Annotated in this window: 17 protein-coding genes; 7 read left to right on the top strand and 10 right to left on the bottom strand. The window is 62.8% G+C overall.

Annotated features, from left to right (window positions below):
* Positions 1-38: 38 nt before the first annotated feature.
* Entirely contained in the window at positions 39-851 is an 813-nt protein-coding gene (locus K7711_RS41370; RefSeq protein ID WP_222977560.1) for a mycofactocin-coupled SDR family oxidoreductase, read from the bottom strand.
* A gap of 245 nt (positions 852-1,096) precedes the next feature.
* On the opposite strand from K7711_RS41370, the gene K7711_RS41365 reads away from it, so the two are divergent.
* The 4 genes from K7711_RS41365 to K7711_RS41350 are packed head-to-tail and all read left to right on the top strand — an operon-like array spanning position 1,097 to position 4,881.
* The gene (locus K7711_RS41365) at positions 1,097-3,493 is read left to right on the top strand and encodes a sensor histidine kinase (RefSeq protein ID WP_222977559.1); all 2,397 of its coding nucleotides are present in this window, start codon (positions 1,097-1,099) and stop codon (positions 3,491-3,493) included.
* Positions 3,490-3,921, top strand: a complete 432-nt coding sequence (locus K7711_RS41360; protein WP_308015188.1) for a roadblock/LC7 domain-containing protein — start codon at positions 3,490-3,492, stop codon at positions 3,919-3,921. Before K7711_RS41365 ends, K7711_RS41360 begins: the two co-directional genes overlap by 4 nt.
* Positions 3,918-4,292 (top strand): DUF742 domain-containing protein, encoded by a 375-nt coding sequence (locus tag K7711_RS41355; RefSeq protein ID WP_222977557.1) that lies wholly within the window; start codon positions 3,918-3,920, stop codon positions 4,290-4,292. The genes K7711_RS41360 and K7711_RS41355 overlap by 4 nt, the downstream gene beginning before the upstream one ends.
* Complete coding sequence (locus tag K7711_RS41350) at positions 4,273-4,881, top strand: GTP-binding protein (RefSeq protein ID WP_222977555.1); 609 nt, start codon at positions 4,273-4,275, stop codon at positions 4,879-4,881. The genes K7711_RS41355 and K7711_RS41350 overlap by 20 nt, the downstream gene beginning before the upstream one ends.
* Here K7711_RS41350 and K7711_RS41345 read toward each other — a convergent pair.
* The 6 genes from K7711_RS41345 to K7711_RS41320 all read right to left on the bottom strand — a co-directional run bounded on the left by K7711_RS41345 (position 4,860) and on the right by K7711_RS41320 (position 11,239).
* Positions 4,860-5,471 (bottom strand): TetR/AcrR family transcriptional regulator, encoded by a 612-nt coding sequence (locus K7711_RS41345; protein WP_308015187.1) that lies wholly within the window; start codon positions 5,469-5,471, stop codon positions 4,860-4,862. The genes K7711_RS41350 and K7711_RS41345 overlap by 22 nt on opposite strands.
* 374 nt (positions 5,472-5,845) lie before the next feature.
* Complete coding sequence (locus K7711_RS41340) at positions 5,846-6,154, bottom strand: hypothetical protein (protein ID WP_222977576.1); 309 nt, start codon at positions 6,152-6,154, stop codon at positions 5,846-5,848.
* A gap of 176 nt (positions 6,155-6,330) precedes the next feature.
* On the bottom strand, positions 6,331-7,164 hold the full coding sequence (locus K7711_RS41335; protein WP_222977553.1) for an SDR family NAD(P)-dependent oxidoreductase: 834 nt from the start codon (positions 7,162-7,164) through the stop codon (positions 6,331-6,333).
* Between the two features lie 46 nt (positions 7,165-7,210).
* Entirely contained in the window at positions 7,211-7,753 is a 543-nt protein-coding gene (gene merB, locus K7711_RS41330) for an organomercurial lyase (RefSeq protein WP_222977551.1), read from the bottom strand.
* A 536-nt stretch (positions 7,754-8,289) separates the two neighbouring features.
* Positions 8,290-9,486 carry an ABC transporter substrate-binding protein gene (locus K7711_RS41325; RefSeq protein ID WP_222977549.1) on the bottom strand — a complete coding sequence of 399 codons (1,197 nt, stop codon included), beginning with the start codon at positions 9,484-9,486 and terminating at the stop codon, positions 8,290-8,292.
* A gap of 559 nt (positions 9,487-10,045) precedes the next feature.
* The gene (locus K7711_RS41320; RefSeq protein WP_222977547.1) at positions 10,046-11,239 is read right to left on the bottom strand and encodes an ABC transporter substrate-binding protein; all 1,194 of its coding nucleotides are present in this window, start codon (positions 11,237-11,239) and stop codon (positions 10,046-10,048) included.
* Positions 11,240-11,745: 506 nt separating this feature from the next.
* On the opposite strand from K7711_RS41320, the gene K7711_RS41315 reads away from it, so the two are divergent.
* Complete coding sequence (locus tag K7711_RS41315) at positions 11,746-12,576, top strand: hypothetical protein (RefSeq protein ID WP_222977545.1); 831 nt, start codon at positions 11,746-11,748, stop codon at positions 12,574-12,576.
* Here K7711_RS41315 and K7711_RS41310 read toward each other — a convergent pair.
* Together K7711_RS41310 and K7711_RS41305 are read right to left on the bottom strand one after the other, a co-directional pair.
* Positions 12,573-13,415 carry an alpha/beta hydrolase gene (locus tag K7711_RS41310; RefSeq protein ID WP_222977543.1) on the bottom strand — a complete coding sequence of 281 codons (843 nt, stop codon included), beginning with the start codon at positions 13,413-13,415 and terminating at the stop codon, positions 12,573-12,575. The two genes, K7711_RS41315 and K7711_RS41310, sit on opposite strands and share 4 nt — an antisense overlap.
* Positions 13,416-13,508: 93 nt before the next feature.
* Entirely contained in the window at positions 13,509-14,672 is a 1,164-nt protein-coding gene (locus K7711_RS41305) for an acyl-CoA dehydrogenase family protein (RefSeq protein WP_222977541.1), read from the bottom strand.
* A 487-nt stretch (positions 14,673-15,159) separates the two neighbouring features.
* Here K7711_RS41305 and K7711_RS41300 point away from each other — a divergent pair, with 487 nt between their 5' ends.
* The gene (locus tag K7711_RS41300) at positions 15,160-17,487 is read left to right on the top strand and encodes an ATP-binding protein (RefSeq protein ID WP_222977539.1); all 2,328 of its coding nucleotides are present in this window, start codon (positions 15,160-15,162) and stop codon (positions 17,485-17,487) included.
* 214 nt (positions 17,488-17,701) lie between these two features.
* Positions 17,702-18,343 carry a TetR/AcrR family transcriptional regulator gene (locus K7711_RS41295; RefSeq protein ID WP_222977537.1) on the top strand — a complete coding sequence of 214 codons (642 nt, stop codon included), beginning with the start codon at positions 17,702-17,704 and terminating at the stop codon, positions 18,341-18,343.
* Positions 18,344-18,496: 153 nt separating this feature from the next.
* Here the strand turns inward: K7711_RS41295 and K7711_RS41290 are convergent, their stop codons facing one another.
* Positions 18,497-19,138, bottom strand: a complete 642-nt coding sequence (locus K7711_RS41290) for a PaaI family thioesterase (RefSeq protein WP_235748584.1) — start codon at positions 19,136-19,138, stop codon at positions 18,497-18,499.
* Positions 19,139-19,263: the final 125 nt, after the last annotated feature.

Raw genomic sequence — 19,263 nt, 5'->3', positions numbered from 1 at the left:
TCCACCATGGACACCCAACCACTGAGGTTGCTCCAGGCTCACACCTTGGTAGCGCCCATGTCGAGGGTGAGTTGAGTTCCGGTGACTGCGCGCGACATGTCCGAAGCGAGCCAGAGCACGCCGTCGGAGATGTCATCGGATTCGGCGACCGGCAAACCGGGAAGCAGCGAGGCGAACGAGGCCAGGTAATTGGGGTGTTCGGACAGCATGGTGCCAACTGTGGGGTCCTCGCCCATCGGGGTGTTGACACCCCACGGATGAATTGAATTCACGCGAATCCCGTACTCGCCCAATTCGATTGCCGCAGTCTTGGTCAGGCCGACGACGCCGTGTTTGGCGGCACTGTAATGGCCCTGGCCGGGAAGTGATTTGATACCGGCGACGGAGCTGACCGTGATGATCGATCCGCCGTTGCCCGCGTCGATCATGGCGGGAACCGATGCCTTGAGGGTCCGCCAGACGCCGGTCAGATTGATGTCGATCAGGGTCTGCCATTGGTCTTCCGGCATTTCCCAGAACCGGTTCCAGTTGCTGATACCGGCGTTGGCCACGACCACGTCGAGACGGCCGCCGAGTTCTGCTACGCCTTCCGCCACGATCTGGTCGAGCGCGGATGAGTCGCGGACATCGGTTCGGCGCGCCACGATCTTGCCGCCCTCGGCTTCGACGAGGTTCACCGTGGTGGCCAAATCCTTCTCGCTCGCTGCGGGATACGTATTGGCGGATGCCACAGCGCCGCAGGCGTCGATCGCGATGATCGAGGCTCCTTCGCGGGCCAGCCGGACTGCGTGGTTGCGGCCCTGGCCTCGCGCCGCGCCGGTGATGAAGGCGACTCTTCCGGAAAGAAGCATGGTTTCTCCTGCTCGTACAACGATCCAGGTTCGATCTTCGTACAGCCACGGTGGTGCCCGGAAGGCTCCGGGATCGGAACATCGTTCCCTCGGTCATGGGTTTGCCGGATCAGATGCTCGGTCGTCTTATTGCTGGTGAAACGAGTTGCTGGCGGGGTGCGGACTGAGGCGGTGGACGAGCGGGAAATTTAAACTAAAAAATTTCTATGATTTAACTTATGAACGGCCTGTGGTCGGCTAGGTTGATGCGCGTGTTCAAGGCGTTACGCACCCTTCGGGCGCGGGTACTCGCGATCGCGCTCGTCCCGAGCATCGTGCTACTCATCATCGGCGGCGGGGGTTCGGTCTACCTCGTGGTGCAGGGGCAGCAACTACGGAGCTGGGGTGATCAGCAGGCTTCAGCCGCTGCTCCCGGCCTGGCGTTCGGTATCGCGGTTCAGCAGGAACGGCGATTGACGCTGATGCGTCTGGCCGGCCACCCCGAGATGGGCGTTGGGCTGCAGGACGTGCGTCCGAAGGTGGACGAGTCGCTGCAGCAACTCACCATCGCAGCACGCAATTTGAACAACATGCATCCCGGTTCCACCTCCCGAAGCCAGGACGTGATGACCGCATTGGCGAACGAACTGCCGACGGTCCGTGCCAAGGTTGAGACGAACACGATTTCGATGATGGACGCCTATGCGTTCTTCAACCGTCTCACCGATATCGTTCGAGTCTCCATGGTGTCGTTTGCTCACAGCGCGCCAAACTCCGAGGTCGCACTCGCGCTCGGGACGGTCACGGATCTGTTCACTGCCGCCGACGCGATGGCTCGGGGACACGACCTCGCGGTCGCCGCCGAGGCAGCGGCGGGTGCGTTGTCGCCTGCTGAGTTCGATGAATTCGCCTTGCAGATCGGCTTCTATCGCGACCAGCTGCAGAATTTGGCCATGAGTATGACGCCCCAGGTGCGCGCCCAGTGGCAGGCGCTCAGCGCGTCACCAGAGTTCATGGTGCTGGGCAATATCGAGAGCGTTCTGACTCGGCGGGGTGTATCTGCGGCCCCGAGCGGTACCGACAGTTCGAGTACTACGACATCGAAACCGCAAGGGCGTGCGGACACCCCGCGCGCAAGCAGTTCGAGTGGTGTGGGCAGCCCCGACACCGCTGCGCTACCGGTATCGACGGCTGACTGGAACACGGCGATCACCAAGGTCTCCGACGGCATGTTGCGGATGTGGTCCGGTCAGGGCGCGTACGTCTCCGCGCTGAGTCACCAGATGGGTGTACGCAATTCGCGTAACTCGCTACTTGCGGGTATCGGTGTACTGATCCTCACGCTGGCGGCATTCGCGACCACTCTGCAGTTGTCCCGCCGGATGATTCGCCGGCTGCACCGGTTGCGTGCGGAGACGACCCAGCTGACCGATGAGCAACTCCCCGGCATCATTGCCGCTCTGGATCGCGGCGAGCCGGTGGACATCGACAAAGAGATGTCCACGCTCGATTTCGGCAGCGACGAGATCGGTCAGGTCGCTGACGCGTTCAACCGAGCGCAACTCGCGGCGGTGAACGCGGCTGCTACCGAGGCGCGGACCCGGGAGGGCGTGAACTCCGTTTTCGTGAACATCGCGCATCGTAGCCAGGTCGTGCTTCATAGGCACTTGAAACTGCTGGACGAGGCGGAATTCGTACAGGAGGACCCCAAGGTTCTCGATCTGCTTTTCCGGCTGCACCACCTGGCCACTCGTGAGCGCCGCAACGCCGAGAATCTGATCATCCTCGGTGGACAACAGCCGCGTCGGCAGTGGCGCAAGCCGGTTCAGCTCGACGAACTCGTGCGCGGTGCGGTCGCCGAGACCGAGGACTATGCCCGTGTCCGTGTGGTGCGGCTCCCGGATGTCAAGGTGTCCGGTGGCGCTGTAGCCGACCTTCTGCACCTGCTGGCCGAATTGATCGATAACGCGACATCGTTCTCCCCGCCGGAGTCCCGCGTGGACATCTCGGGTAATGCGGCGGGTAGAGGCATCGTTGTGGAGATTGTCGATCAAGGGCTCGGCATGCCGGCCGCGCAGATCGCGGCATTCAACGAAACACTAGCCAACCCACCGGATTTCGCGTTCGCGGCGTTGTCCCGAGAGAACCGGCTGGGTATGTTCGTGGTGGCGCGTCTCGCCTCCCGCATCGATGTGTCGGTGCGACTGGCGGAGTCGGAATACGGCGGAGTGAAAGCCATTGTGCTGATCCCCCTATCTCTCATGTCCGAGAACGAGGCCGACGAGTCGTCTCCCGCTGCTGTGGCCGGGGCGCCTGTGCCCGCGGGAGTGAGCGCCACCATCCGGTCCGAGCCGGTCGGGACTTCACCGAATGCCGAACCGGCGGAGGTCGAGGTACGGGAGCCGCGGCGTCGCATTGCCCAGCGTGCTGCGGGGCACGCCCGCCCGGCGCTGCCGCGGCGGCGACGTCAGACCAGCCTGGCGCCGGAGTTGGCGAATCCCTCGCCCGCACCGGACGAGCCTGCGCAACCGCAGGTCGAGCGGTCTGCGGAGCAGGCGCGAAACCTGTTCTCCGCCATCGAGACCGGCACTCGGCAAGGCCGGGAGACCCTGTCGGGGCCCGATCGGTTCACGACAATGAACGTGGAATGGGAGCAGCAGTGACAACATCGTCGAACTTCACCAAGAACCTAGACTGGTTGCTCGACGACTTTCTCAACCGGATGCCAGGAATAGACTGCGCCGTCGTGCTTTCCACCGACGGCATGATGATCAGCAAGTCCAGCGCTATGTCGCGCGAGAGAGCCGAGCACTTCTGTGCCATGGCCTCGGCATTGCAGGGGCTCGCTCGCAGCGCCGCCGCGTATTTCGAAGTTGGCGGAGTCCGTCAGTCGGTCATCGAACTCGACCGTGGTGTGCTGTTCGTGACCTCCGCCGGAGACAACGCGTGTCTGGCGGTACTTGCCGGTGAGGATATGAACATGGGAATGGTCGCGTACGAGATGAATCAGACGGTCGCTCGTGTGGGTACGTACCTGTCCACGACCTCGCGTCCCAACACCGGTCGCAGCATGGACCATAGATTGCCATGATCGACACGGGTGGGCCATGGTTCGACGACGATGCTGGGCCGCTTGTGCCGGCCTACGCTGTCACGCGGGGACGAACCGCGGGTAGTGCCCACGAACTGGACATGATTACGCTGGTGGTTGCTGCCTCCCACGGGCCGGGCCATGCACTGATCGATGCGGAATATCGCGCGATACTTCAGTACTGTGTTATCCCGAAGTCGGTCGCGGAGGTTTCCGCATACATCCGTCGGCCACTGAGCGTAACCAAAATCCTGCTAGGTGATCTGATCGCCGACGGCCACATAGTCTATCGATCGCCGAGTCCGACGAACCCGGACTCGCTCGACCTCAATCTACTTCGGACGGTTCTGGATGGTATTCGCGCGCTCTAATTCCCGGGAGTCGGAGATGCTTCCGATAACTGCCGTGAAGATTCTGGTGGCCGGCGGTTTCGGGGTCGGCAAGACGACGCTGGTCGCCGCGATCAGCGAGGTGACTCCGCTGCGCACGGAAGAGGTACTGAGCGAGCTGAGTGTTGGTGTGGACGATCTGGATGGCGTGGAGTCCAAGACCACGACAACGGTGGCGCTGGATTTCGGCCGCATCACCCTCAATGACGCGCTGGTGCTGTACTTGTTCGGTACTCCGGGCCAGAATCGTTTCTGGTTTCTGTGGGACGAGCTGTCCCGCGGTTCACTCGGCGCGGTGGTATTGGCGGATACCCGGCGCCTCGGTGACTCGTTCGCCGCGCTGGATTATTTCGAAAGCCGCCGGGTGCCCTTCATTCTGGCGGTGAACTGCTTCGACCACGCAGACGTGTACACCGCCGAGGAGATCAAGGAAGCACTGGACCTCGATCCGGGAGTGCCCGTGGTGCTATGCGACGCGCGCCAGCGCGAGTCCGTCAAACAGGTCCTTCTGACTTTGATGGAATTCATTCTCGCGCGCGCGAACTCGAGTCAGGCCGAAGCTTCGCTCTGACCGGACTGCCCGTCGTTCTCGATGACTTGCACGCAGCGCGCGAACATGTGCCGAACCAGGTCGCTGAGCCCGGTCGACGAATCGGCTTTGTCCCAGAATCGGAGTGCGGTGGTGAGGCAGGTGATCGCGACAGAGGCGACCAGCGAATCGTCCTGGGAGGGCTCGGTGCGTCCCTGTTCGGCCGCGAGCCGACGGGAGACCTCGCGTTCCCAACGTAGCCGCATCCGCAGGCTGCGGGGTTCCAGTTGCCGGTTCGTCATCACCAGATGGGTGAGCCGGAAGGTTCGCTCGTCTTCGAGGTCCACGGCGAACGCGGCAACGGGCTCGGCGAGAGCTGTTACCGAGACCGAGCGATCGGTTCGTTCGGACACCCGTTCCCCCATCGCCGCGGCGGTGAGGTCCTCGTCGGCGAACAGGACGTCTTCCTTGCTGGGGAAATGCCGGAAATACGTCGCGATGGACACACCTGCGGCCTTCGCGATCTGCTCGGTGGTAGTGGCCTCGTAGCCTTGCTGCTCAAACAGGGCAATCGCGGCATTAGCGATGTCATCGCGGGTACGCAGGCGATTCCGTTCTCGCAATGTGCTCACAACAACTCCCGATATTCGCGATAGTTTCTCTCGAATTGAGAATTCTACTCGATCTTGCGTCGTGGCGTCGTCGTGTCACACGACGACTACGCCATGAGCGATCTCTCGAAGTTGTCGACCCCTGAGTGCGGTTTCTGGGTGGCTCCAACCGTTTTCGGTCGGCATTGGGTGAACCAAGCCGACTGGGGCGGGGTTGCAGGGCAGTGGCTCAAATCTCGTCCGCGCAGACGACTCGCCCATCGGTGGCTGGTCGTCGTACAGGTCAGTTTCATGAGCGGCACTAGAAGACCGCTCTTTGTCCTGGGACGACTGCGATGAGTAGCGCGCCGACAGGACGAGGAGTCTGTGTGGGCGCCGAGTTCGGGATGTTCGAGTCAGTCGCTGGCCGGAAGGGGTTTGGCGTCTTTGAGAGTGAGGGGTTCGCCGGCCAGTGCAAGTGTGCCCGCCCCGGCCTTGGTTACCAGGACCTCGAGGCGGCCGCTGACGTCGGTGTAGCGCTTGCCGAGGGTGGTCCCGGTGTCGGCGCCCGGTTTCGGGGTGAGCCCGGGGGTCGGTTGTCCGTTGTAGTCGATCACCGGGTGGCCGCCACAGGTCAGATCGAGGTCGCCGGGGATCGGTCGCACCACGATCAGTTGTGTTTCACATACCTGGCTGCGGCACCGGGTTCCTGCCTTGATCTGCATCGGTTCTGCCACGTCCTCTCATATCGACCACCACGCGCCGGGGTCCACCCGGCCGCAAATACTATAATATTCTAACTATATCGTGGACGGGTGTCCAGCGGCGACAACCGTTGGTGCTCGGCGGAGCGTGACATCGCCATCGTCAAGATCGACCAGGGGTAGCGACCGGCCACAGATCAAGAGTCGAGCAACGGGGCGCCGACCCGGAGTTTGGCTAGCCGAGCCTCGATGGCTGCCTCGGGATATGGGTGCGTCAGACAGGTGTTTGCATCCTTGACCACTGCGCCGACAATGCGCTCGGCGACGACGCCGACATCCACAGGCACATCGTATTCGCGCGGTGGGTGCTTCCATTCGAAAGGTTGGATGTCCCGTGCGCCTGATCGCTCGTCGACCGGTCGAAGGCGCTCACTTGTGGCGATCTTCGTTGGTACGTATCCGGGGTAGACGACGGTCACACCGAAGTCGGTGCCCGTCTCGGCGAGCTCGACCCGGAGAGCATCCGCGAGCGCCGTCACCGCGGCCTTCGTCGCTGCATAAGGGCCATGGCCGGGCGAGACATCCAGTGCCGTCACCGAGGCCGTGAGGACGAGCTGTCTGCGCCCGGTCTGCTCCCGCATTCGGGGTACGAAACTCAGGACACTGTGCACGAAACCGAAATAGTTGACGCTGGTCAGCCACTCGTAGTCCTGCAAGGATGCCTGCCATGTGGTGCGGAACGGCCTCATCGAAACTCCTGCGTTGCAGCACAGGACATCGATGTGCCCGAACCGGTCGAAGACCCGCTGCGCGAGCCCGTTCACCGATAGCTGGTCGCTGACATCGACAATCTCCGCAACGGCTCGGCCGCCGGCAGCGCAGATCTTCTCTGCGGCAACTCGCGCAGCGGATTCGTCCACATCACCGAGGACCACGACGCAGCCCCGCTCCGCGAAGGCCGCTGCCATCGACTCACCGATCCCGCTCGCGGCGCCGGTTATCAGGACGACCGTGTTCTCGTCTAACTTCATCGCTCTCCTAGGTTTCGATGCGGATATCCACTCGATTTCATGGCGATTAACCGGGAACCGAGGTCGACGGCTGTTCTGTGATCGCCTTCCACTCGGAGACGTCGATCCCGACGGCCTCGAAGTGGGTGACCATCGCGTCCGCATCCAGCACCATCGGACCGTCGTTGGGGTCGCGCATCCGGCGCCGACCCACCTCGGCAGTGCCGGACCTGGCCAGTTGGTCCAAGCTGAGGTAGGTGCCGCGCCGACCGTGCTGACGCTCGAAGCGCTCGCCATGCTCGCGGTCGAGGACGAAGTGGAAGTTGTCGCACGCGAAATCACACACGACGCCCCGCTCCCACGTCCACGGCGTTCCGGTCACCACCACGAGGGGTTCGGCGGGATCGGCGGAGAGCACTGTCTGTTGCTTGATCTCGAGGTTGATCGGCTCGAAGCAGCATTCGCAGTACGACCGGATGGCCAGGACGTCATTTTCCAGCAACGGCATGAGTCCCACGCTCATCATTTCCCCCGGACAGCCGAGGTAGCACAGGAACTCGCCCCCGAGATATGCGGCGATCGGGGTCGGGGTAGCCGAGAAGGGCACCATGCGCAGGACCGAAAGCTGAATGTGCGTGTCCTGGACGGAACACGCGAAGCCGCCCTGCAGTTCGCGAAACGCGCGACGAAGCTCGATGTACCCGAGACCGGTCGCTTGATGGAGATCCAGAAGGTTTGGCGGCCGCCGGTTGCCTACCCAGGACCGGAAAGTCGCGTGCATTGTCTCGCGAGCGGAATCCGACCATGGGGTTCGGATATTGGTGGATCTTTCGTCCGTCATCAGCGACAGCCCTAACCTATTCGTGTTTTGTGTGGTCGGCCCGGTACTTCAATGGGCTTCCTCGCCGGATCCCCGAGTGCGGTTCGAACGGTGACTCCGGGCGCGAAGCGCGCCGGCTTTTTCGTGTATCCAGCGATGTGTCCTTGGTCTGCGTATGGGACGCAGCGGCCGCGATCGAGTGTGTAGTCCGGAATCCGTTGGACGTGGGTGAAGCAGCTTTCGACTCAGCAGGAGGTACACCCCACCCGATCTGGACAGAGCTATCCAGATCGGGTGGGATGAGGGATCGGTGTTGCCGATTTCGGTCAGCCGCCGAGACTGTTCAGCAGCGGAGTGATCTTGTCCTCCGGAATGCAGGTCGGCTTGGGACCGTTGGGCGCGACGTACTCACCCTTCTGGATTTCGATCGGGAAGTAGCAAGAGTTGACCGACGGCTTTCCCTTGGTGTACGTAAGCGGCGCGGTCAGGCCGTCGAGTGTCTCGCCCTTGAGGGCGTACAAGCCACGCTTGATGTCGTCCGGCTTTGCGTTGGCGCCTAGGTTGCCTGCCTTGGCCGCGGCCTCGAACAGTTTTCCGGCGTCCCACATCAGGGTGGTGTTCGGACCGAACTGTGGGCTGTTGTACACCTCGGGGGCGTACTTCTTCAGCATGTCGTGATACTGCTGGATCGCTGGGAGCTGGGTGTAGAACCACGGAGCCACCACCACCGCACCGAACATCCCTTCGGCATTCTTGTCCTTCACCCATTCGGTCGAGAATTCGTTCCCGTACAACCTGGCTTGGACGCCCTGAGCCCGGCAGGCGTCCAGCACGCGGATCGTGGTGTCGACCGACGATCCCACCTCGAAAGCCTGCACGCCGGCACTGTTCATGGCGAGGCACTGGGCCGTGAAGTCCGGCGCGGTGCCCGCGACCTTCTGCGACAGCACGTTCACCCCGGTCAGTTTGCCCGCGGCTTCTGCCAGCGGCACCGCTTGGGCACATGCCGGCGCTTCAGCGCAGTACAGGAACCCGAACTTGTTGTAGCCGTGGTTGACGACCTCTTGTGTCGTGGCGTAGCTCATCGCCACCAAATTGGTGCCGACGCTGTAGAAGTTGGGATCCGTAGCAAACTGCGACACGCCGGAGGGCAGGCCACCGACCACGGGAATGCCTTTACTGTCGACATAAGACGCCCAGGTGCCGGTGAAGTTGCTCGAGTCGCCTACGATCGCGATCACGTGCTCTTTCTCGACGAGCTCACGCACCATGGTGCTGGACGTCGTCGCGTTTCCGCCGTCGTCCTTCGCAATCATGTTGATCTTGTGACCGTTGATGCCGCCGGCGTCGTTCACCGACTGCGCCCACGCCTGCATCGTCTTGCACGTACCGCCCAGCCCCTGAGCGAACGTACCGGTACAGTCGCCGATCGCGCCAATATTCCAGGCAGCACCATCCGCACCGCCTCCACTGCCACCAGGGCCGCAGGCTGTGACACCCGCCGCAACCACCAAGGCTGCCACCAAGGCCAAGATTCCCTTACTTCGACTTCGCATGCGCTTCCTCAGATTCACCGTTGACGAGGGGGTCGACTTGATTGCCCGTAAGCAAACCCTGACCGCTGGTATAAGTCAATAATCTAATTATATCGAGATGATGCTGCGGTCTGGTGCGCATTCTGGGTCTCAATCCACGAGTCTGACACGATTTGCCGACGAAGAAGTATAATTTTTGCCTGGTTAGTGATGGCCAGTGCGGTTGAGCGCGTGGGTAGTGAGTTGCGATTTGAGAGGTCTGCCTACGGGGCGCTCAGCTCCCCCCAGACGACCTCCGAGCACGCCGCGTTCCGCACCAGCCACAGCCTGTGAATTTTCCCTGGACGGCGCTCGCTGGAACTTGGCGAGCGCCGTGCCACTCTTCCCGTATAGCCACTATTCGGGTTGAACGTGTACTGCTTCATGAAGCAGGGCCCCAGGGGGTCTCCGGCAAGGCGGCGACCGCATCCTCGAGGGCGCTTAGACCAAGGCCCGCCCAACCCTGTCCGGACATTGCTGGAACGCATCTACCGCGAAAAGGTGTCGGTCAGCCGCCGAGGCTGTTCACCAGCGGAGTGAGCTTGTCCTGTGGAATGCAGGTCGGTGTGGCACCGTGGGGTGCGATGAATTGACTGTTCTGGATTTCGATCGGGAAGTAACAGTTGTTGACCGATGGCTTTCCCTTGGTGTAGGTCAGCGGTGCTGTCAGGCCGTCGAGTGTTTCGCCTTTGAGGGCGTACAAGCCGCGTTTGACGTCCTGTGAGGTGGGGTGGTCGCCCAGGTTGCCTGCTTTGGCCGCGGCTTCGAACAGCTTTCCGGCGACCCACATGTAAGTGCTGTTCGAGCCGAACTGGGAGCTGTTGTAGACCTCAGGGGCGTATTTCTTCACCGCATCGTGATACTGCTGGATCGCGGGCAGTTGGGTGTAGAACCACGGGGCCGTGAGTTCTGTACCGAACATTCCCTGGGTATTCGGCCGCTTCGCCCAGTCAGTTGTGATTGTGCCGTCGCTCGCGTATAGCGGCGCATTGAGGCCCTGCGTCCGGCAGGCGTCCAGTACGCGGATCGCGACGTCGGTCGACGAGCCGACCTCCAACGTCTGGGTGCCGGCATTCTTCATCTCGAGGCACTGGGCCGTGAAATCCGGCGCGTTGCCCGCCACCTTTTCTGCCGTCACGCCGACTCCGGCCAGTTTCGCCGCAGTCTGGAGCAGTGGGACCGATTGTGCGCACGTAGGCGCTTCAGCGCAGTAGAGGAACCCGAACTTGTTGTAGCCGTGGTTCACAACCTCTTGCATGGTCGCGTACTGCATGGTGACCAGGTTGGCGCCGATGCTGTAGAAATTGGGGTCGTTCGTGAACGGAGATGCCGTCGGGAAGCCGCCCACGACCGGAATTCCCTTAGCGTCGACATACGACGCCCAGGTCCCGCTGACATTGCTCGAATCGCCGACGATCGCGATCACGTGGTCGCGATCGACGAGCTCGTGAATCATTGTGTTGGCCGTCGTCGGATTGCCGCCGTCGTCCTTCACGATCAAGCTGATCTTGTGCCCGTTGATGCCCCCGGCATCGTTCACCGACTGTGCCCAGGCCTGCATCGTCTTGCATGTGCCGCCCAACGATGATGCCTGTCCTCCGCTGCAGCCAGCGATCGCGCCAATTGTCCAGGACGAATCTCCCGGCCCTCCGTTGCTCGAGCCGCAAGCTGTCACCTCCATCCCGATCAGCAGGGCTACCACAAAGGCCAGGATTCCCTTACTTCGCACGTGCGTTCCCCTTAGCTTGTGAACGATTACGGGGGGCTGAACAGCTAACAACCGCAAGCAAAGCCCAGTACACGGAATAAGTCAATAATCTACCTGTATCGGGCTGTGAAACGCTGTGGAAGTGCCTGGTCGCGGTAGTTCGTCCAGTGCGAGGGTGTCATTCGCGCCATCGAGCAGGACGCTGCGACGAGCGCGCAGCCCGGGGGTGGACCCGGATGTCCGTGCGTGATGGCAGTACGAGAGGTTTTCCGGGCTGCCGCTACGCGGTGAGTCGAGCGGCAGTTCGATGGGCCGTGGGCGATAGGGGGTCCTGCCGTGAGTCCGGGGCGCGCCCCTGTAAGCGGCAGGAGAAAGGCGGTGGTCTGCGCCGTGGCCGCCAGGAAACACGTAGTCATCCGGGTTGCTTCACGGGTGTGGCGTGACCCACATCGAGAGCATTCTGGCATCAGGCAGTTGTAGGGGTCGCAGGTTGGAGGGACATGGCGGAGCCGGTTGAGTTCATAGCCGAACGCAGGGCAGTGATGACGCCCGGCGATGTCGGCGCTTTGCATACGGCACTCGTGGCCACCAGTTCGCGATTGTCGGCTACGGGTGAGCACGTGGAGTACCTGCGCAGCTACTACCTGTCCGAACTTTGCCGTTGGTCAGGAGTGTTCCTGGCCGAAGATCCTCAGATCGTGCACCGTGTGACCAGGATCGCCCAGTTGTCCGCGGTGGAAGTGCATCGGGTGCTCGAGTGCGTTCCGCCAGTCATGGCGACGACAAGAAGTCGCGTGGAAAACAAGCAATACCAAGAGGAGTTGATCCTGATGAACAGCGTCGTCATGCAGGGGCCGAGCAATGTGGTTTCTTGGGGGTGTGTGTCCGAGTCGAAGGGAATCGAACGCTGGGTCAACGACGCCAGAGACGGTCGGCTGGACACCTCTCTGGTCGATCTCGCCGGGCTGGAATACGGTGATGCAGCGATGGCACGCCGCGCAGTCGCCAGCCTCGATCCCGTCGACTATGTCATCAGTGTTGACACCCGCAGGGTCGACGAGCACACGCGGTTCGAGATCGAATGGGCGCCCACGGCCGGAATAGTGAACCTTATGCTCGACTGGGATCTGCCCATACTCGAGATCACGCTGGAGGAACTCTCCGGTTGGCTCGACGTCGAGCCGGGCCTTGTTCGGCGTGCCTTGGCGCGGCTGGCCGCATACCCTGGTACCGACGTGTCAGTGGTGGATCCGCGGGGAGAGGTTTATGTTGCGATCGACATCGAGCGCTGCCCCCTGACGGCCGCACATCCGGTCGCTGCAGCCTCTTAGTATGGCTGGTCGAGAGCCGATTTCTGCGCATACAGGCATCGTTCGGCGAACGCGAGTGCGGAGAGGTGATAGGAGCGGGCGGCCCAGCCGAGGCTCATGTTGTGCCCCGCAGCAGGTTGCCGCCGTATTTCCATCACGGGTGCGGCGGTGAACAGACCACTGTATTCGGCGAGGTCGGCATCGGTGCAGCGCCAGCATCGCTCATATTCGGATACAGAAAGCTGGTATGGCACCCTGACTTCTGCCGCGATCGAAGGCAGGACAGCAGTCCATATCGCTGACTCGCGCGCTTCTGTGGTCGGGACCGCAGCGGTGGGCCGTACGCCTGGCTCGAATGTCCCAGGCGGATATAGCCGGTCGGCTCCCCAGTATATTTCGCGCAGCCGGCGCGAGTTGTTGAGCGATGCCTCCGTGGTGATGTCGGAGGGTGATTCGCTTGTGACGATGCCGGGCTGGTAGTGGAAGATTGCGCCGGACCCGTCGATGCCGAGGAGGTCGCGGCCGCGTGGGGTAGCGGCCATATGAAGTGCCAGGGTGAGTCCCATCGAGTGGCCGACGATGAACACCCCGGCGCCGATAGGGTGCGCCGCCGTGAACGAATCGAGGGCTTCAAACACAGCTGTCGTTTGTTCCCTCAGAGACTGCCCAGCCGGAAATGCGGCGCTGGAGTGCCCGTATCCCGGCCGGTCGAGGGCAACCACGCTGAAGCCGAGGCTCCGGCCGAGCGTTAGAAGCGATAGATCCGGGTGGGCGCTGCCGTGGAAATAGCCGGCGGTCATACCGCCGCCATGCAGGGCGAGAACCAACGCGCGCGGGTGGCCATCGGCTTCGGCGACCAAGGCGGACAGTTCGGCTCCGCCGCCGGCTAGGAGTATCTGTTCGACGTCGATGGTGGTCTCCTGGTATTCCGTACGATGGTTTTCAATATGGCTTCAGGCCACAGTGCGAGCGGCATCGCCGAGTGCGCCCCGGGCGATGATCACCTGTTGGATCTGGCTGGTGCCCTCATAGATACGGAAGAGGCGCGCGTCACGGTACAAGCGTTCGGCGGCGACCCCGCGCATGTAGCCCGCACCGCCGTGGACTTGTACCGCGCGATCGGCCACACGGCAGACCATTTCGGAGCAAAAGTATTTGGCCGCTGCGGGCCCGGAGACCTTGTCGGTTCCGTCGTCATAGGCACGTGCTGTTTCCAGAACCAGCGCTCGGCCTGCTCTGTGATCGGTGATCGAGTCCGCGATCAGGCCCTGTATGAGCTGGAACCTGGCGATGGGGGCGCCGCCGGCGTGCCGTGTTTGCGCGAACGATACCGATTCGTCGACCAGTCGTTCGGCCATGCCTACGCACAGCGCCGCAATATGTACGCGGCCGTGTGCGAGGCATTTTGCCGCGGTCTGGAATCCCTTGTCGATACCGGCATCGCCGCCGATGACTGTTTCGGCGGGTACTCGCACGTCGTCGAGGTAGATATCTGCCGTCCAGGCGCCGGCTTGTCCCATCTTTCGATCCTTCTGGCCGATGGAGAGCCCGGGGGTATCGGTCGGCACGAGGAACGCGGAGATTCCACGGCTGCCTCGTTGCTGCGGGTTGGTTCGTGCGAACAGCATCACCACGTCCGCCATCGGGGCGTTGGTAATGTAGCGCTTGGTTCCGTTGAGGATCCAGTCGGTCCCAGCGCGACGGGCGATTGTGGTAAGCGAAGCCGGATCGGATCCCGCGTCAGGCTCGGTGAGGCCGAACGATGCCGTCACCTCGCCCGAGGCGATCCGCGGCAGCCACAGCTTCTTCTGCTGGTCAGTGCCACCCTCGAGAAGGACGTGTCCCGCGATCCCGTTGTTCGTGCCGAACAGCGAACGTAGCGCTGGTGTGGTGTAACCCAATTCGAAGACCAGTTGGGCCTCCTCGATGGCTGTGAGGCCGAGTCCGCCGTACTCCTCGGGGATCGTGAATCCGTAAAGCCCCATTTCTTTGCACTGCTGGACGATTTCGGCGGGGATCGCGTCCTGGTCGTCGATGCGTTCCTCGAGCGGCACGATCCGGTCCCGTACGAATCTACGTGCTGACGCCACCAATGCGGCCAGGTCGGACTGGTCCATATCGAATCTCGCTCTCGTCGGTCGTAGTCAGGCGGCGAGCCGAGGAAGGGCGACGGGAAATCCACCTCGCGCCAGCCTTTACCGGCGATGGTGTAGCCCGACCGCTCAGCGACGCGATCCCGCCTCATAGCGCCGACGTGGTGGTGGGCCGGAGCAGCCCATCCATTTAATCGGGTATCTCATTACGCTATATGAACGCGGGTTTGTTGACCAGTGGGTGCAGCTCTCTGTCGGGTCAACGGCCACGCCGACCGCGCCACACATCGGCGCCCGTCATCGAAGCCGAGCAGCCAGCGATTTGCCGACCCAATGGACGCACTGGCTGGTGAACTGATCGCGGCCCGCCCCCACCGCGTCGTCGAGCGCCTGTAGCCAACCGCCATCCGCGGCATGTGTCGCAGGGTAGCGTGAACGCACGCACTCTGGAGTGGCGCTTCGAGCGAGGCTGCGAGGGGTACGCTGGAGCTGTTCGATGAGGAGGCCTTCTTTGGCAGCGCTCGCGTGGAAGGGGGCGGGAAACCTTCCCGCTCAACTCGACAGTTTCATAGGGCGGCGCCAGGACATGGTCGACCTCAAGCAGGCGATGTCGTCGTCACGCCTGATTACTCTGGTGGGCCCCGGCGGTGTTGGAAAGACCCGACTGGCGCTGCAAGCTGCTGCCGAGTCCCAGCGAGCGTTCAAGTATGGTGCCTGGTTTGTCGATATTTCCGCGGTGTATGAAGACGAATTACTGATCCCGACGATCGCCGAGGCGCTGGGCTTGCAGAGCCGCTCGTCGCGCTGGGCACCGGCAGTGCTCAGTGACCAGCTGGCCGGGCGTGCGATGCTGCTTGTACTCGACAATTGTGAGTATCTCGTCCACTCTTGTGCCGTACTCGTCGACACTCTCCTCAAGGCTTGCCCCGAACTCAAGGTCGTAGCGACCAGCAGACAGCCCCTCGAGGTGAGCGGCGAGCGAATTCTCCGTGTTCAACCGCTATCCGTTCCCGAGCCATCGGAACGTGTAACGAGTGTGTCGGCGGTGGAACGCTTCGACGCGGGTCGGCTGTTCGTCGACAGGGCAAAAGCGGCGGAGCCGCGTTTTATGGTCACCGACGAAAACGCGGGCGCCATTGCCGAGCTGTGCCGGCGCCTCGATGGCCTGCCGCTCGCGCTCGAACTCGCCGCAGCCCGTGTAAGGCATCTGTCCCCGCAGCGTATCCTGGAACGCCTCGACGAGCGGTACGAGTTACTCCGGAGGGACAGTCGCGCGACTACCCCACGGCAGCGCAGCGTTGTGTCGCTGATTGCCTGGAGTTACGACTTGTGCTCACCCGAGGAGCGCACATTGTGGGCACGGCTGACTGTATTTTCGGGCAGCTTCAGTGTGCATGCCGCCGAATCAGTGTGCTCTGGTGACGGCCTGTCCCAGCAGAACGTCCTCGATGTTCTCGCCAGACTGGTCGACAAGTCGATCGTCGCGACGCAATGGCATGCGGGTGATGTTCGATATCGGATGTTGGAGACGATTCGTGACTTCGGCCGTGAACAACTCGTCGACAGCGCGGCTGAGCTGACCTTCCGGCGCAGGCACCGTGACTTCTTTCGCGACGTTGTAGTCGAGTCCTATCCCGTGTGGTTCAGCGCTACCGAGCTGCAATGCCTCTCCTGGATCCGCGCCGAGCGGGACAACCTGCGTGCGGCCGTAGATTTCTCGCTCGACGACCCGGTCGACGAGCGAGCAGCAGTAGTCCTCGGAACCGCACTCGGCGGCGAGGCTTTGCTGACTGGGTTGCTGCAAGAGGGGCGGCATTGGATGGACCGGGTAGTGAAGGCAGTCCGCGAGCCCTCGGTCGGGCGGGCCACCTTGCTCTGGATCAATGGCAGGTGTGCTGCGGAGCAGGGGGAGACCCAGGCAGCCGAGCAACTGCTCGGCGAGGCCGTCCGGCTCGCCGAAATCCTGAATGACCGGCACGAGCAGGCAATGGCGACCACCTACCTCGGCGTCTCGCGGATGGCGCGCGGCGCGACGAGTGAAGCGGTCGATCTCTATGATCAGGCGCTGGAGCTGGTGCGTGACATAGATGACCCGATGGCTCGCGCGGTAACGCTGCCCCGCAAAGGCGTGGCAATGTACCACCTCGGTCATACCGCCGAGGGCATGACGCTGTGCCGGGATGCGATCGCGATCAGCGACGAACACCAGGAACAATGGCACAACGCAGAGGCACTGTCGGAGCTGGCGAACCTGTGCTGGCTCGAGCAGCAGATCGGTGAGGCCTCTTCGCTGGCGACCGAGGCACTTCGGATCAACCAGCGGTTCCGCAATGCCCGCGGCATTGTCCAGTGCATCGAGACGCTGGCTTGGGTGGCTGCCTCCCGAAATGAAAATGAACGAGCTGCCCGACTCCTCGGCGCTGCGGACGCTTTATGGCGTAGCACCGACGCGTCCCTTCCTGCGTTGGCCGCCGAGAACCATGACCGGTCCGCGGCCCAAGCCCGCCGGGCCTTGGGAGAGCGCAAGTACGCTGAGGCGCACCGAGCCGGTGGCGAGAGCTCGACGTCGGAGAATGTCGCCTTCGCCCTGCGCGAAGAGCCGTCGGCCGGGGACGAGGATGCCAGGCCGCGCGGACCGCACCTTACTCGTCGGGAGCGGGAGATCATGGACCTTCTGGTCGCCGGGGCCACCAACCGGGAGATCGCCGCAAAGCTCGTGATTTCACCTCGCACGGTCGAAGGGCATGTCGTGAACCTGCTTGGCAAGCTCGGGTTCAGCTCTCGGGTACAGGTGGCCGCGTGGGCGGCCGAGCAGCAGGCACGCCACAGTCATTCCTGAACAAAACCCGCAGCTTACGGCCGCCGGGCATCCCTGGTCGTGGCGACAGCGGCTTGGCGTGCGCTATCGCCGTGCCGTCGTTGGTCACACATGTTCACCGCGCGCCTGCGTCTGCGGCGGCTGCAGGCGGAAATAAGCCTTCAACTGATTGAACTAATATGTCCGTATGTAAGCGCGTGCTTCGGGCTGGCCGAGCGCGAAAGGATTTGTGGGTGTGACCGGACCACTGGCACGGACCCAGTGCACTCGAGAACTGCTGATCGTCACGGCCGAACGGCTGTTCGCCAATCTGGGATTCGACGCGGTGTCTCTGCGCGTAATTGCTGCTGCAGCCGGAAGCTCCAACACCGGTGTGGCGCGAAATTACTTCGGCGACAAGGAGTCCCTTGCCCGAGCAGTCTTCGAACTCCGGGCACCAGAACTCAACGCGCGCCGCGAGGAACTCCTCGACGGAGTCGCGAGTCGGCCGGATCGGCTGCGCGGGTTGCTCGAAGCGCTGATCCGCCCACTCGCCGAGCAAATCGGAGTCAACAACTATGTTGGATACCTGGCTAGTCTCCAGGCGGACCACGGCCGAACCATACCGGTCGACTCGGAATCAGTAAGTTGTCGCCGGGCGCGTCACGAACTCGAGAGGGCCCTCAGGCTTTCACCGAACATCTTCCGTCGTCGATTTCGACTTGTGATCCGCCTGGCGGTGTCCGCCTTGGCCGATCACGAGCGTTCCGGGCGCCGGCGGCCTCATGAGCTGGAGGACCTGATTGCGGACTTGATCGATGCCGCCGCCGGACTGTTGACCGCTCCGGACACCCGTGCGGCCCCGGACGTCTCGGTCGCTCATAGCGCTGGTCGGTAGCCGATAGGTAGCTGGTCGAACTGCTATGACTGGCTTTGCCGCTACGGAACTCACTCACTACGACGACCTCGGGCCGTGTGAGGCGGGTGGAGCTGGTGAACTTCGTAGCGAAAACTGCTGAAAGCCTAGCCGCTCCTGATGACCGGATCCGACTCAAGGTTGGCCGGGCCGTAACTGGACGAACAATGCTTCGGCCTCCGCGCAGAGGCGCTCGCCGTCGCGCAGCCACCCACGAACGCAACGCTTCCGGCCTTCCTCGCGCTCGAACCGAGCTTCCAACGTGAGCAATCGGCCGACCGGGGTAATGCTGCGGAAGTCGACGTGCATGTACGCGGTACGTGCGACCGGGCGGTTGCCGGATAGAGAAAGTCGTCCGAGCACGTCGTCGAATACCAGCGGGATGGTGCCGCCATGGACGGCACCGTTACTGCCTCGGTAGTAGTTGCCGAAGTGAATCCGCGCCTCGAGCCACGTTTCGCCTTCCGCCACGATCTCGATCGGCGGTATCAGCGTCTGCCCGCGCCCCAGCACGTTGCCGACAAGCTCGTCCGACCGGCCAGATTCCTGTCCGGTCACGCTTGGTCCGAGGCGCCGACTGAGATCTTCGAGATCACGAGTCACTTCAGCGACGAGCGTTGCGTCGAGCACCGCGGTCGTGATCCGTTCCTGCAAGGTGCGCATCGCGTCCATCATCTCGCCATAGCCGACGGTCGACTCCTGTTCGTCCTGCCCATCGGGCACCCACCAGCTCGGCACCGCCGGTGCATCGAAGATGCTCTGGCCACGATCATTCATGAATGCCCTTTCGCGGAGGCCGAAACCAGCTCGACATCTTGCGGCCGGTTTCGGCGATAATGACGGTCGGCCCACCGACGGGTGGGCTGCGTTGCGACTGACCTGGTCCGAGAAGCGTGGTGCCG

The sequence above is a fragment of the Nocardia coffeae genome, from assembly GCF_019890715.1.
Classification (GTDB): Bacteria; Actinomycetota; Actinomycetes; order Mycobacteriales; family Mycobacteriaceae; genus Nocardia; species Nocardia jiangxiensis.
The sequence above is the reverse complement of the archived record's forward strand: the minus strand, read 5'-3'. Positions and strand labels throughout refer to the sequence as shown.

Bases quoted from the DNA above. Each gene is read 5' to 3' on its own strand.
- K7711_RS41340 (WP_222977576.1), bottom strand. From the start codon at position 6,154: ATGCAGATCAAGGCAGGAACCCGGTGCCGCAGCCAGGTATGTGAAACA.
- K7711_RS41305 (WP_222977541.1), bottom strand. From the start codon at position 14,672: ATGGACCAGTCCGACCTGGCCGCATTGGTGGCGTCAGCACGTAGATTC.
- K7711_RS41335 (WP_222977553.1), bottom strand. From the start codon at position 7,164: ATGAAGTTAGACGAGAACACGGTCGTCCTGATAACCGGCGCCGCGAGC.
- K7711_RS41370 (WP_222977560.1), bottom strand. From the start codon at position 851: ATGCTTCTTTCCGGAAGAGTCGCCTTCATCACCGGCGCGGCGCGAGGC.
- merB (WP_222977551.1), bottom strand. From the start codon at position 7,753: ATGGTGCCCTTCTCGGCTACCCCGACCCCGATCGCCGCATATCTCGGG.
- K7711_RS41350 (WP_222977555.1), top strand. From the start codon at position 4,273: ATGGTATTCGCGCGCTCTAATTCCCGGGAGTCGGAGATGCTTCCGATA.
- K7711_RS41290 (WP_235748584.1), bottom strand. From the start codon at position 19,138: ATGAATGATCGTGGCCAGAGCATCTTCGATGCACCGGCGGTGCCGAGC.
- K7711_RS41355 (WP_222977557.1), top strand. From the start codon at position 3,918: ATGATCGACACGGGTGGGCCATGGTTCGACGACGATGCTGGGCCGCTT.
- K7711_RS41315 (WP_222977545.1), top strand. From the start codon at position 11,746: ATGGCGGAGCCGGTTGAGTTCATAGCCGAACGCAGGGCAGTGATGACG.
- K7711_RS41365 (WP_222977559.1), top strand. From the start codon at position 1,097: ATGCGCGTGTTCAAGGCGTTACGCACCCTTCGGGCGCGGGTACTCGCG.